The 13,687-nt window shown below is 70.3% G+C and carries 8 protein-coding genes; 3 read left to right on the top strand and 5 right to left on the bottom strand.

Translation table 11 applies throughout. The features are described 5' to 3' along the window. Positions 1 to 28: 28 nt before the first annotated feature. Entirely contained in the window at positions 29 to 2,542 is a 2,514-nt protein-coding gene (locus tag ACZ6B8_RS17950; protein ID WP_471607796.1) for a DEAD/DEAH box helicase, read from the bottom strand. 121 nt (positions 2,543 to 2,663) lie between these two features. Here ACZ6B8_RS17950 and ACZ6B8_RS17945 point away from each other — a divergent pair, with 121 nt between their 5' ends. Further along, complete coding sequence (locus ACZ6B8_RS17945) at positions 2,664 to 3,458, top strand: metal-dependent hydrolase (protein ID WP_471607795.1); 795 nt, start codon at positions 2,664 to 2,666, stop codon at positions 3,456 to 3,458. A 47-nt stretch (positions 3,459 to 3,505) separates the two neighbouring features. Here ACZ6B8_RS17945 and ACZ6B8_RS17940 read toward each other — a convergent pair whose 3' ends face one another. The 4 genes from ACZ6B8_RS17940 to ACZ6B8_RS17925 form a co-directional block, all read right to left on the bottom strand. After that, positions 3,506 to 5,338 carry an ABC transporter ATP-binding protein gene (locus ACZ6B8_RS17940; protein ID WP_471607794.1) on the bottom strand — a complete coding sequence of 611 codons (1,833 nt, stop codon included), beginning with the start codon at positions 5,336 to 5,338 and terminating at the stop codon, positions 3,506 to 3,508. Continuing rightward, a complete protein-coding gene (locus tag ACZ6B8_RS17935; RefSeq protein ID WP_471607793.1) occupies positions 5,335 to 7,182 on the bottom strand; it encodes an ABC transporter ATP-binding protein in 1,848 nt (615 codons plus the stop codon). Before ACZ6B8_RS17935 ends, ACZ6B8_RS17940 begins: the two co-directional genes overlap by 4 nt. 132 nt (positions 7,183 to 7,314) lie before the next feature. Then, complete coding sequence (locus tag ACZ6B8_RS17930) at positions 7,315 to 9,096, bottom strand: ABC transporter ATP-binding protein (RefSeq protein ID WP_471607792.1); 1,782 nt, start codon at positions 9,094 to 9,096, stop codon at positions 7,315 to 7,317. Next, positions 9,093 to 10,976 carry an ABC transporter transmembrane domain-containing protein gene (locus ACZ6B8_RS17925; protein WP_471607927.1) on the bottom strand — a complete coding sequence of 628 codons (1,884 nt, stop codon included), beginning with the start codon at positions 10,974 to 10,976 and terminating at the stop codon, positions 9,093 to 9,095. Before ACZ6B8_RS17925 ends, ACZ6B8_RS17930 begins: the two co-directional genes overlap by 4 nt. Before the next feature lie 201 nt (positions 10,977 to 11,177). Between ACZ6B8_RS17925 and ACZ6B8_RS17920 the strand changes: the two genes are divergently transcribed. After that, a complete protein-coding gene (locus ACZ6B8_RS17920) occupies positions 11,178 to 11,927 on the top strand; it encodes a L,D-transpeptidase family protein (protein WP_471083083.1) in 750 nt (249 codons plus the stop codon). Positions 11,928 to 12,035: 108 nt separating this feature from the next. Beyond that, a complete protein-coding gene (locus ACZ6B8_RS17915; RefSeq protein ID WP_471607791.1) occupies positions 12,036 to 13,661 on the top strand; it encodes a peptide-N4-asparagine amidase in 1,626 nt (541 codons plus the stop codon). Positions 13,662 to 13,687: the final 26 nt, after the last annotated feature.

Raw genomic sequence — 13,687 nt, 5'->3', positions numbered from 1 at the left:
GTCCGGGGTGCGTGGATCTTCGGGGCGATCAGAGCTGACCGACGTCCGTGACCCGGACGATGGCACGGCCTTCCTCGTCGGAAGCCGCGAGGTCGACCTCTGCGCTGATGCCCCAGTCATGGTCGCCGTTCGGGTCGGCGAACGTCTGGCGGACGCGCCACAGACCGTGCTCGGGATCCTCCTCGATGAGCAACAGCTTGGGACCGCGGGCGTCGGGACCGGTGCCGAGGTCTTCGTACTCGTCCCAGTACTTGTCCATGGCCTCGCCCCAGGCGTCCGCGTCCCAGCCGGCGTCGGCGTCCAGCTCGCCCAGCTCCTCGACGTGGTCGAGAGCGGCCAGCTCGACCCTGCGGAACATGGCGTTGCGCACCAGGACACGGAAGGCGCGCGCGTTGGCCGTGACCGGCTTGACCTGGTCGGCCTTTTCCTGGGCCTCCTCGGCGGTCATGACCTCGGGGTTGGCCAGCTGTTCCCATTCGTCCAGGAGGCTGGAGTCGACTTGGCGCACCATCTCGCCGAGCCAGGCGATCAGATCCTCGAGGTCCTCGGACTTCAGATCGTCCGGGATGGTGTGTTCCAGCGCCTTGTACGCGCTCGCGAGGTAGCGCAGCACGATGCCCTCGGTGCGGGCGAGCTCGTAGAAGGACGTGAATTCCGTGAAAGACAGCGCGCGTTCGTACATGTCCCGGATGACGGACTTCGGGGACAGCGGATGGTCGCCCACCCACGGGTGGCTGGTGCGGTAGGTGTTGTAGGCGTGGAAGAGGAGCTCCTCCAAAGGCTTCGGGTACGTGATGTCCTGGAGCCGCTCCATGCGCTCCTCGTACTCGACGCCGTCGGCCTTCATGAGCGCCACGGCCTCGCCTCGGGCCTTGTTCTGCTGGGCCGCGAGGATCTGGCGCGGATCGTCGAGGGTGGACTCGACGACGGACACCATGTCGAGGGCGTACGAAGGCGACTCGGGGTCGAGGACCTCGAAGGCGGCGAGGGCGAAGGTCGACAGCGGCTGGTTCAGGGCGAAGTCCTGCTGCAGGTCGACCGTCAGACGCACGATGCGGCCGGTGGCGTCTGGCTCGTCGAGTTTCTCCACGACGCCGCCGGCGAGCAGCGAACGGTAGATCGCGATGGCCCGGCGGATGTGCCGCAGCTGCTGCTTGCGCGGCTCGTGGTTGTCGTCGAGAAGGTGACGCATCGCCTCGAAGGCGTTGCCGGGCCGGGCGATGACGGACAGCAGCATGGTGTGCGTGACTCGGAAGCGGGAGGTCAGCGGCTCGGGCTCCGAGGCGATGAGCTTCTCGAAGGTGCTCTCCGACCAGGCGACGAACCCTTCGGGCGCCTTCTTTCGGACCACCTTGCGACGCTTCTTGGCGTCGTCACCGGCCTTGGCGAGCGCCTTCTCGTTCTCGATGACATGTTCGGGCGCTTGGGCGACCACAAGGCCCGCCGTGTCGAAGCCTGCGCGACCCGCGCGTCCGGCGATCTGATGGAACTCCCGGGCGCGCAGGGTGCGCACGCGGCTTCCGTCGTACTTGGTGAGGGCCGTGAAGAGCACCGTGCGGATCGGGACGTTGACGCCGACGCCCAGGGTGTCCGTGCCGCAGATGACCTTGAGGAGCCCTGCCTGCGCGAGCTTCTCCACCAGGCGGCGGTACTTGGGCAGCATGCCGGCGTGGTGCACACCGATCCCGTGGCGCACGTAGCGCGAGAGGTTGCGACCGAACTTGGTGGTGAAGCGGAAGCTGCCGATCAGGTCGGCGATCTTGTCCTTCTCCTCGCGCGTGCACATGTTGATGCTCATCAGCGACTGCGCCCGCTCGACCGCCTGGGCCTGGGTGAAGTGCACGATGTAGACCGGAGCCTGCTTGGTGTCCAGGAGCTCGGTGAGCGTCTCGGTGATCGGCGTCAGACGGTACTCGTAGGACAGCGGAACAGGCCGGGTGGCGGAACGGACGACCGAGGTGGGGCGGCCGGTGCGGCGCGTCAGATCCTTCTCGAACATGCTGACGTCGCCGAGCGTGGCCGACATGAGGATGAACTGCGCCTGCGGAAGTTCGAGCAGCGGGATCTGCCACGCCCAGCCGCGGTCCGGCTCGGCGTAGAAGTGGAACTCATCCATCACGACCTGGCCGATGTCGGCGTTCTTGCCGTCCCGCAGCGCGATCGAGGCGAGGACCTCGGCCGTGCAGCAGATGACGGGGGCGTCGGCGTTGACCGACGCGTCGCCGGTCAGCATGCCGACGTTCTCGGTGCCGAAGAGTTTGCACAGATCGAAGAACTTCTCCGACACCAGAGCCTTGATCGGTGCCGTGTAGAAGGTGACCTTGTCCTGGGCGAGGGCAGTGAAGTGGGCGCCCGCGGCGACCAGGCTCTTGCCGGAGCCGGTCGGCGTGGACAAGATCACGTTCGCCCCGGAGACCACCTCGATCAGCGCCTCCTCCTGGGCCGGGTAGAGAGTGATGCCCTGGTCCTCGGTCCACGACGAGAAGGCTTCAAAAAGGGCATCGGGGTCGGCATCCGGCGGCAGCTGATCGATAAGGGTCACACCCCCATCTTGCCTTCCTTCTCACCCGATGAGGGAACCGGAGGGCCCCACGAAGATCACGAACGCTACGCTGTGTCGCCAACGGGGCGTCAGAACAATGGAAATGGGGCGGGCAACAGCAATGATGGGACCGGCACACTCGCTGTCGGGAGCGGCAGCCTGGCTGGGGGTCGGTGCCGCTGCGGCGGCCGCGGGGCACACGATGCCCTGGCCGGTCCTCCTCGTGGGGGCTCTGATCTGCGCGGGAGCGGCGCTCGCGCCCGATCTCGACCACAAGTCGGCGACCATCTCGCGAGCCTTCGGGCCCCTCTCCCGGGGCATGTGCGAGATCGTCGACAAACTTTCGTACGCGGTCTACAAAGCGACCCGCAAGCAGGGGGACCCGCGCCGCTCGGGCGGTCACCGCACGCTTACGCACACCTGGCTGTGGGCCGTGCTGATCGGAGCCGGAGCCTCGGCCCTGGCGATCTTCGGGGGACGCTGGGCGGTCCTCGGGATTCTCTTCGTCCACATGGTGCTCGCCATCGAGGGCCTGCTGTGGCGGGCGTCCCGCGGCTCGAGCAGCGACGTGCTGGTGTGGCTGTTGGCCGCGACGAGCGCCTGGATCCTCGCCGGCATCCTGGACAAGCCCGGCAACGGCGCGGACTGGCTGTTCACCGCGTCCGGCCAGGAGTATTTGTGGCTGGGGCTTCCGATCGTGCTCGGGGCGCTGGTGCACGATGTCGGCGACGCGTTGACCGTCTCAGGATGCCCGATCCTGTGGCCCATCCCCATCGGCCGCAAGCGCTGGTATCCGATCGGACCGCCGAAGGTGATGCGGTTCCGGGCCGGCAGCTGGATCGAGCTGAAGGTGCTCATGCCGGCGTTCATGCTGCTCGGGGGAGTGGGTGGCGCGGCCGCGCTCAACTTCATCTGAACGAGCACTGCCGCGGGGGTGACGTTCCGCGCGGGGGCGACACTCGCTCAGGCGGTGTTCGGGGGCTCTCCGTGCCAGGAGTGCCAGAGCGCCGCGTAGGCGCCGTCGGCCGCCACGAGGTCGTCATGCGTGCCGAGCTCGGTGATCCGGCCCCACTCCATGACCGCCACCCGGTCCGCGTCGTGCGCCGTCTGCAGACGGTGAGCGATGGCGATGACGGTGCGCCCGCGCAGGACCGCGGCCAGAGCTCGTTCGGTGTGCCGTGCCGTCGTCGGCTCCAGGAGCGCCGTGGCCTCGTCGAGGATCACTGTGTGGGGGTCCGCGAGGACGACACGGGCCAGTGCCAGTTGCTGGGCCTGGGCGCCGTGCAGCCGGAGGCCTCCGGGGCCCAGCTCCGTGCCGGGCCCGTCCGGCAGGCTGTCGTACCAGTCCGCGCCGACCGCGGCGAGGGCCGCTTCGAGGGCGGTGTCAGGTGCGGACTCCGCCGCTATGCGCAGATTGTCCCGGAGCGTGCCCAGGAAGACGTGGTGCTCCTGGGTGACGAGGACGACCTGGTGGCGCAGCCGGTCGGGCGCCCCGTCGGCGACCGGCAGGCCCCCGGCGGTGACGGTGCCAGAGGTCGGCGATTCGATACCGGCCAGCAGACGGCTCAGCGTGCTCTTGCCGGCGCCGGAGGGCCCGACGATCGCCAGTCGCTCGCCCGGACGTACGGAGAGATCGACGCCGCGCAACACACCGGTGCCGCTGCCGTAGGCGAACCGCACACCGCGCAATTCGATGCGGCCTTGCTCGGGCGCGCCGCCGGAGGCCGGGGCGGAGTACGCGGCAGTCGGGGCGCAGGCATCGGTGGCTCCTGCCGCCGCGGCGGCCAGTCCCTCTACGCGGGCGAAGGCGGCGCCGCTGCTCTGCACCTGTTCGACCTGCTGCAAGATCGTGTCCAGGGGCTGGGAGAGCTGCCGCAGGTACAGGGCCGAGGCGACCACAGTGCCCAGGCTCACGGAGCCCTGTCCGTGCAGAGCGCCGCCGACCAGGAGCACGGCGACGACCGGTACGGCGTACGAGATGTCGATGGACGGGAAGAGCACGCTGCGCAGGAAGAGCGTCCTGTCACGGGCGGCCACGCACCGTTCGATGCCGGTCTCGCTGTCGGCGACGCGACGCTCGCGCAGACCGAAGGCGTCGACGGTGCGGGCCCCGGAGGCGGTGGCGGCCAGCACCTCCGCCAGCGCGGAGTGAGCCGCTCCCTGCTCGAGGTACGCGGAGCGTGCTCGGCGCAGGTACCAGCGTGTGGCGAACCAGATGCCGGTGAGACCGAGCACGCCACAGACACCGAGCAGTGGGTCGAGGAGGAAGACCGCGCCGAGGATGAACAGGGCCTGCACGGCCGCGACGAAGATGTCGGGACCCGTGTCACGGAGTGTCTGCCCGGCCGTCGCGACGTCGGTGGTGCCGCGAGCGGTCAGATCCCCGGCACCGGCTTGCTCCACGACCGAGGCGGGAAGGGCGAGAGCTCGGTCGACGAACTGCTCGCGCATCCGGGCGAGGGTGCGCTCACCGAAGCGGTGGGCGAGATAGCGGGCGTGGCGTGCGAGAAGGAGCTGGGCGACTGCCCCGGCGAGGATGCCGAGCGCGAGACGGTCGACGGCGGCGACGCCCCCGCCGTCCTTGACCGTGTTGATGATGCGCCCCAGGAGCCAGGGCCCGACCAGCCCGGCGGACGCGGCGAGTGCGTTGAAGACGATCATCGTGACGAAGGCCGGGGTGTCCTGGCGAATGAGACGGATTGCGGCTCTGCGGACCTGTCGCCGGTCGGCCACGGGGAGGAGCCCGTGCGCGGCCCCGGATGCCTCACGACGACCGGGCGGTATGGCATGCGTCATCGGAGTGCCTCATGACTCGGCCTGGCGGCGGAGTGTCGCGAGGGCTCGTGACGGCGTGGTGTGTGCGGTTTCTCCGCTTCGTCACCGTCCTCGTCGCCGGGCGACACCAGGCGCCGGTAGTCGGGGCGCGTGGCCAACAGGTCCCGGTGGCGGCCGACGGCGGCCACTTCTCCGTCGACCAGGTAGTACACGGTGTCGGCCTGGTCGAGGAGGAGCGGCGAAGTACTGGTCACGAGGGTCGTACAGCCTTGGCGGGCGGCACGCAGCCGGGCCGCCATGTTCGCAGCCGTGTGGGCGTCCACCGCCGACGTGGGGTCGACGGCCAAGAGGACTTCGGGGTCTGCGAGAAGGGCGCGGGCCAGGCGGACGCGCTGACGCTGCCCGCCGGACAGGTTGTGGCCGTGTGTTTCGAGGAGCGCATCGAGGCCGTCCGGAAGTCCGAGGACGATGTCGCGGGCCATGGCGTCGTCGACTGCCTGTGCGAGGGCTGCCTCCCCCGGCGACCATCGGCCGGAGATCGCCGCGCGCAGCGTGCCGGCGAAGAGGTCGGCTTCGTTGTCCGCCACCAGGATCCGGGAACGCACCTCGTCGAGCGCCATGGTGTCGAGCCGGACCGGCCCCCAGGTGGCGCAGGAGGGAGAGAAGCGGCCGAGGCGATCGACGACGTCGATGCCGTCCGACGCATGGCTGGTGACGAGTGCCGTGAGGATGTTGGGCGTGACCTCCACACCGGACCGCGGGTCCCGCAGCACGGACGGCACCTGAGGCCCGGGAACCGGGCCCGCATCGGGATCCGCCCGCCGCTCGGTGCCCTCAGGAAACTGCTGGGCTGCCGGACGGGCCGACTCCGGGAACTCGGGTTCCAGGTTCAAGAAGTTCACGACCTGTCGCGCGGCGACCAGCCCCCTGCCGATGTCGTATCCGCCCTCGATGAAGAAGGTCACCGGCACCACGAGCACGGCGACGTAGCCGTAGACGGCCACCAACTCGCCCACGCTGATGGCGCCCTGAGCGGCCATGCGCGCGGCGAGCCACGTCACCGCGGCCAGGAACAGGTAGGGCAGGCCGAGCCCGAAGGCCTGGATCCAGCTCGTGCTCGATCCGACGCGGTACCCCTCGTCCCGCAGCCGACGCGAGCTGTCCCGGTGGCGGGCGGCGAACATGGCCTTGCCACCCATGCCGTTCAGGACACGCAATCCGCCGGCGAGGTCACCGAGTATCGCCGCGAGGGCGCCCTGGTGGTCCCGGTAGTCCGTCTCCGCTCCCTGCAGCCTGCCGAGGAACGGTCCGACCAGCACGGCGAGCAGAGGGACGCCGGCCAGCACCACCAGGGCAAGAAGGGCGGAAACGGAGAAGAGGAGCACGGCCACCACGACATAGGAGAGCAACGCCCCCACGCCGGGGCCCGTCACGGTGAGGGTCTGGCTGATCACGCCCACGTCGGAGTGGCCGATCGTCACGACCTCGCCCGCGGAGAGCCGGCGCGGCAGAGCGGCGCCGAGCCGTGTCGCGTGGTCGACCACGACGCGCACGGTACGGAAGTACGCGTCGAGACGGATCCGCGTCATCGTGCGGTGCCGCATGATCGCCAGCCACGCGTTCACCACACCGATGCCGAACAGCGCCGCTGACCAGCCGAGCAGGACGGACCGGTCGCCCGGCCGCAGTCCGTCGTCGATCGCGTGCGACAGGATGTACGGGGGAAGCGTGAGACAGACCATCCAGGCGCTGCCCAACAGGGCGCCGAGAGCCACGCGTCGCGGCTGGCTGACGGTCACCCACCAGAGGTAGCGGGCAGGCCCGCGGCGGTCGGGGGTGCCGGGATCCGTGGGAGATGCAGCCATTCACGAACCCTAACTACCCCTGCTCACACGGGGACAGGGCGAGCTGTCCCCACTGTGACCGCTCGCCCGCACATCGCGCCGGCAGTCAACCAGGCGTCCATGCAACTGACGTCAGGTCCGGACGTGCTGCTCCTACCCGTGCCAGGACCGCCACAGTGCGGCGTACGCACCGTCCGCCGTCACCAGTTGGTCGTGGGTGCCCAGTTCGCTGATCCGCCCCTCCTCGACCACCGCGATCACGTCCGCGTCGTGTGCCGTGTGCAGCCGGTGTGCGATGGCCACGACCGTGCGGCCGTCGAGCACCCTGGCAAGGGAGCGTTCCAGATGTCGTGCCGCACGCGGGTCGAGGAGCGAGGTCGCCTCGTCCAGAACCAGGGTGTGCGGGTCGGCGAGGACCAGGCGGGCCAGGGCGATCTGCTGTGCCTGCGCCGGCGTCAAGGCGAAGCCGCCGGAGCCGACTTCCGTGTCGAGGCCGTCATCCAGGCCTTGTGCCCAGTCGGCCGCGTCCACCGCGCGCAGCGCGGCCCAGAGTTCGGCGTCCCGCGCACCGGTCCGCGCCAGGAGGAGGTTGTCGCGCAGGGACCCCACGAAGACGTGGTGTTCCTGATTGACCAGGGCCACGTGGGCACGCACCTCCTCCGCGGGCATGGCCGCCAACGCCGCGCCGCCCAGGGTGACATGACCGATGCGCGGCCCGTAGATGCCCGCGAGAAGCCGGCCGAGCGTGGACTTGCCCGCGCCCGACGGGCCGACCAGGGCGACGCGGGAGCCGGGCTCCACAGCGAGGGAAACCTCGCGGAGCACGTCCACGCCCGCGCGGTAACCGAAGTGCACGTCGTCGGCGACGACGAGGCGGCCCTCCGGGACGACGGAGGAGTCGCCGGTGTCGGGCTCGATGTCGCGTACACCGACGAGCCGGGCCAGCGAGACCTGGGCGACCTGAAGCTCGTCGTACCAGCGCAGGATGATCCCCAGCGGATCCACGAGCATCTGCGCGATCAGCACGCCGGTCGTCAGTTGGCCCACGCCGATCCATCCCTGGAGGACGAAGACGCCACCCATCATCAGCGTGGAACAGAGGACCGTCACATGGGTGAAGCTGATCACCGGGAAGAGGACCGACCGCAGGTAGAGGGTGTATCGCTCCCAGGCGGTCCACTCCTTGATGCGACGTTCGGACATCTCGATGCGGCGGGGGCCGAGTCGATGGGCCTCCACGGTGCGCCCCGCGTCGACGGTCTCGGTGAGGGCGGCCGCCACGGCGGCGTATCCGGCGGCCTCCGAACGGTAGGCGGCAGGCGCCCGCTTGAAGTACCAGCGGCAGCCCACGACGAGGAGCGGTACGGCGATGAGCACGGCGGGCGCCAGCGGTGGCGCGGTCACCGCGAGCCCGCCGAGCAGCAGGACGACCCAGACCACGCCGATGGCGAGCTGCGGCACCGCTTCGCGCATGGCGTTGGCGAGTCGGTCGATGTCGGTGGTGATGCGCGAGAGCAGGTCGCCGGTGCCGGCGCGTTCCAGGACACCGGGCGGCAGCCCGACGGAGCGTACGAGGAAGTCCTCGCGCAGGTCCGCCAGCATCTGCTCGCCGAGCATCGCACCGCGCAGCCGTACCTCGCGCACGAAGTAGGCCTGGACGAGCAGCGCGAGGGCGAACATCCCGATGGTGAGTTCCAGATGGAGTGCGCGGGCGTCGTCCGAGACCTTCTCGACCAGGTTGCCGAGCAGATAGGGGCCGGCCATCGAGGCGACGACGGCCAGCGTGTTGACCAGGATGAGGAGGAGGAAGGGGCGGCGGTGCCGTCGGAAGAGGTCGCTCACGTAGGCGCGTACGGTCGCGGCCGACCCGACGGGCAGGGTCTCCGTCGTCGTGGGGGCCGCCGGATCGTACTCCGGGGGCGCCAGGCCGATCATGCCGTCTCCTCGATGTCGAAGTCGGTGTCGAGTTCCGTGTCGAAATCTGTCAGGGCATCCGTTTCTGTCGGTGACTCCGCGGTGACGCGTTCGGCGTCGGTTTCGCGGGTGACGACCGCGCGGTACCGCGGTTCGCTGTGGATCAGTTCACGGTGTTCGCCCACGGCCGCGACCTCGCCGTCGGCCAGGAACACGACGCGCTCGGCACGGTCCAGGAGCAGCGGCGATGAGGTCAGGACCACGGTGGTGCGGCCGCGGCGCAGTCGCCGGATGCCGTCGGCGACGCGGGCCTCTGTGTGCGAGTCGACGGCGGAGGTCGGCTCGTCGAGCACCAGCGTCTCCGGGTCCGTGACCAGCGAGCGGGCCAGGGCGAGGCGTTGGCGCTGGCCCCCGGAGAGGGAGCGGCCGCGTTCCGTGAGGTGGGCGGTCATCGGGTCGTCGTCGACGGATGCCTGGGCCAGTGCGTCGAGGACGTCGGCGCACTGGGCGGCGCTGAGGGCCGCCTCAGGGCTGACGGCTCCCGAGGCCGGCACGTCGAGCAGGCTCCGGAGCGTCCCGGAGAGCAGAACAGGATCCTTGTCCTGGACCAGGACCGCGGTGCGGGCGGTGTCCAGGGGCACGTCGTCCAGGGGCACGTCACCCAGCCGTACGGAGGGCAGGTTCGCGGCGTCCTCGACTGCGGGGTGGCCGCCGAGGCGTTCGGGCAGCCGTCCCGCCTCGTCGGGGTCGCCGCAGACCACGGCGGTGAGCCGGCCGGCCGGGGCGAGCAGGCCGGTCGCCGGGTCGTACAGGTCGCCGCCGGGCGCGGCGGAGACGTCCGCGGACAGGTGCGCGCGGGCATCTCCGGGCAGGCCTGCCTCGGCCTCACCCCGCGGCTCCTCCGCCGCCCGACTCAGCGAGAGGACGTGGGCCGCCCGCTTCGCGGAGGGGCGGGAGAACGAGTACGCCATGGCGATCTCTTCGAAGTGCCGCAGCGGGTAGTTGAGCATCATGATCGCGCTGTAGACGGTGACGAGTTCGCCCACCGTGATGCGGCCCTCACGGGCCAGGTGCACGCCGTACCAGACGACGGCGATCAGCAGCAGGCCGGGCATCAAGACCTGGATCGCCGAGATGACCGCCCACATCCGGGCACTGCGCACCGCCGCGGTGCGGACTTCCTGGGAGGCGCGGCGGTAGCGGTCGAGGAAGAGTTCCTCGCCGCCGATGCCGCGCAGCACCCGCAGTCCGGCGACGGTGTCCGATGCCAGTTCGGTGGCCCGGCCCGCCTTCTCCCGTTGGAAGTCCGCCCGACGTGTGGCGCGGGGCAGCAGCGGGAGCACGGCGAGCGCGAGCATCGGGATGCCCACGGCGACCACGACGCCAAGGGCGGGCTGGTAGACGACGAGCCCGACGCAGACCAGGACGACCGTGAGGGCGGCCGCCGCGAACCGCGACAGCGCCTCCACGAACCATCCGATCTTCTCGACGTCGCCGGTGGAGACGGCCACGACTTCACCGGCGGCGACACGCCGGGTGAGCGCGGAGCCGAGTGCGGCCGTCTTGCGGGCGAGCAGCTGCTGCACGCGGGCCGCGGCCGTGATCCAGTTGGTGACCGCGGTGCGGTGCAGCATCGTGTCGCCCAGGGCGATGCCGACGCCGAGTAGACCGATCAGCGCGCCCGCGAAGGCGAGCCGGCCGCCGGAGCGGTCGAGTACGGCCTCGACGGCGACGCCGACCATGTACGGCAGCCCCGCGATGCAGGAGAAGTGCAGCAGGCCCCAGGCGAGGGACTTGAGTTGCCCGCCGAGCTGGTTGCGGCCCAGCCACAGCAGGAAGCGCGGCCCCGACCGGGCATCGGGGACGCCGGGGTCGGGGAACGGAAGGTCGCGAATCTGCATGACGTCCCAGGGCTCGGTGCGGCGGCCGTCGCTCCGGACCATGGCCAGGGAGCGGACGGCGATTGCAAACCGTGAAAGGTTCACCTCGCGCGGTAGTCCGAGGCAAACGGTTTTCCGCCCCGGGGTAAAGAATCGGCCCTGTCCCGGCGTGGGCCGTGGGGCCGCGCGGGAGTAGCGCGGACCAGGTGCGACCATGGGCGGATGCGTATAGCCGGTGTGGTGCGAATCGGGGTCGCGGCAGCGGCCTGCGGTGTTCTTCTGACGTCTTGCGCGAGTGGGGACGACGACGGTCCGGGGGACGGCGACGCCGGGCACGGCAAGGGGGCCCAGGGCAGCGGAAAGGGCGCCGCCGCCGCTGATCTCCGGCGCATCCCCGACGTGGGTGACCGCTTGCAGTCCAAGATCCCCGGGAACTCCCGACAGGTGGTCGCGGTCTACGGCGAAGGCGTCGACTCGGCCGACTCGACGGTCGTGCTCTACACGAAGTCGTCGGACCAGGACAAGACCTGGGAGAAGGCCCGCAGCTGGCCCGCGCACAACGGCAAGAAGGGCTGGACCACCGACCACAGGGAGAACGACAAGCGCAGCCCGGTGGGCGTGTTCACGCTCACCGACGCGGGCGGGGTTCTCGCCGACCCGGGCGCCAAGGTCCCGTACACGAAGTCGGTGTCCATCCAGGCCCCGCACTACTGGCCGAAGACACACTGGCACGACTTCGACTACGTCATCGCCATCGACTACAACCGCGCCAAGGGCACACCGCCGAACGACCCGACCCGGCCGCAGGGGCAGGAGAAGGGCGGCAGCATCTGGCTGCACATGGACCACGGCAGCGGCACGTCGGGCTGTGTGAGCCTGTCCAAGGCGGGCATGGAGTCACTGCTGCGCACCCTCGACCCGAAGCAGCACCCGGTCGTGGTGATGGGCGACAAGGCCAACCTTCGGGCGTGAGCCGTCGGGCAGCACCATGTGGGAGCTCAGCCTCGGGAGGCATCACGAGGAAGTGAAGCGTCGGGCAGCACCATTGCGGTGATCGGGAACTGCCCATAGAAATCCCCCATGAGAAGACGCGTCATGTCCATGCTCGCCGGTGCGGCCCTCGCCGCGAGCACTCTCCTCGGCGCCGGCCCGGCCACGGCCGAGGGCGTGCGCCCGGCCGCTACGCCCCCGCCGGAATTCGGCTCCGACTGGCACGATCCGGTCACCGCGGCCCCGCCGGTGCCGAGACCGCACACCAGGTCATGCGAAGTGACCGTCGCGGAGGCCCGGTTCAAGGACTTCACCCCGTACAGAGGGACCTTCAGCCCTCCGAAGAAGTGCGGCCCCGGGCGCTGGGGCAAGGTGGTCCTGCGCCTGGACGGCAAGGTGAAGGGTCGGCAGTACGACCGGCTCGGCTATCTGCGCATCGGTGGTGTCGAGGTCTTCCGCACCTCGACGCCGGAGCCGTCGGCCGACGGCATCAAGTGGTCCGTCGAGAAGGACGTCACCCGCTACAGCGAGACGCTGAGCCGGGACCAGCAGGTCGAGATGCTCATCGGCAACGTCGTCGACGACACCTACACCGGGATCATCGACGTCAAGGCAACGCTGACGTTCTACGCGCAGCAGCAGAAGCGCCGCGCCACGCCGCAGTCGGCCCCCGATCGTGTCATTCCGCTCGGGGACGGCACCTCCCTCACCACCCCGCGCAACAGCGAACGCATCGTCGCCGAGGTGTATGCCACCGGCTCCGGCGGCGGCTGCGAGGAGTACTGGTATCTGACCGTGCCGGACACCGCGCCCTACTCCTGCAAGGCCGACAAGGGCCCCTACCGCGAGGTTCAGGTCACGGTCGACGGCCAACTGGCGGGCATCGCCGCGCCGTTCCCGACGGTCTGGACCGGTGGCTGGTCCAACCCCTTTCTCTGGTACGTGATCCCCGGCCCCCGCGCCTTCGACATCAAGCCCGTCGAGTACGACCTGACACCCTTCGCCGGCATCCTCAACGACGGCCGCCCGCACCAGGTGGAGGTCTCCGTCGTCGGTGTCCCCGCGGCGCAGACCGGTTGGAGCACCCCGGTCAACGTCCTGGTCTGGCAGGACGACAAGAGCGACCACGTCACGGGCCGGCTGATCCGTCACAGCGAGGACGCGCCGGTGAACGAGTCGACGTACAAGCCCGGTTCCGGCCAGGAGCCGCACCGGTTGGACACCACGGGCGGCCATCGGCTCAGCGTCTCGGGGTACGTGAACACCTCGCACGGCCGTGTGACGACGACCGTGGACCGCACGCTCGCCGACACCTCCGTCCACCGCTGGACCGACGGCGAGGCGATGGACGCGCTCGAGGCCGCATGGACCGACCGTGAGACGGTCACGACGGGCCGCCGGGCCGTGCGCACCGACCGCACGTACACCATGGACGGCACGACGACCCTCGGAGCCGGTGACCGGCTGCGGACCGAGATCTCTCTCGGCGACCGGTCCGAGAGCCGCACGAGCGGCGGTGGACGGCGCGTCAACTGGTCGGTGCGGGACGATCGTTACGACGGCGACGCGACCTACACCGCCAACGTTCCGCGCGACCAGCGCCACGCCGTGGGGACGTCACGCGAGCGCTACCGGCTGATCGGCGACACGGGCTGCTACGACCGCACCCTGTCCACCGTCCAGGGCACCCTCACCGAGGACCGTCGGCGTTGCTGACCGGCCCTTGACCGCGTAGGGCCGCG

The organism is Streptomyces sp. NPDC041122 (assembly GCF_055592445.1).
Note: the sequence above shows the minus strand (reverse complement) of the source record. Positions and strands in the feature narration are given on the sequence as shown.

Bases quoted from the DNA above. Each gene is read 5' to 3' on its own strand.
- ACZ6B8_RS17945 (WP_471607795.1), top strand. From the start codon at position 2,664: ATGATGGGACCGGCACACTCGCTGTCGGGAGCGGCAGCCTGGCTGGGG.
- ACZ6B8_RS17940 (WP_471607794.1), bottom strand. From the start codon at position 5,338: ATGACGCATGCCATACCGCCCGGTCGTCGTGAGGCATCCGGGGCCGCG.
- ACZ6B8_RS17935 (WP_471607793.1), bottom strand. From the start codon at position 7,182: ATGGCTGCATCTCCCACGGATCCCGGCACCCCCGACCGCCGCGGGCCT.
- ACZ6B8_RS17930 (WP_471607792.1), bottom strand. From the start codon at position 9,096: ATGATCGGCCTGGCGCCCCCGGAGTACGATCCGGCGGCCCCCACGACG.
- ACZ6B8_RS17925 (WP_471607927.1), bottom strand. From the start codon at position 10,976: ATGCAGATTCGCGACCTTCCGTTCCCCGACCCCGGCGTCCCCGATGCC.
- ACZ6B8_RS17920 (WP_471083083.1), top strand. From the start codon at position 11,178: ATGCGTATAGCCGGTGTGGTGCGAATCGGGGTCGCGGCAGCGGCCTGC.
- ACZ6B8_RS17915 (WP_471607791.1), top strand. From the start codon at position 12,036: ATGAGAAGACGCGTCATGTCCATGCTCGCCGGTGCGGCCCTCGCCGCG.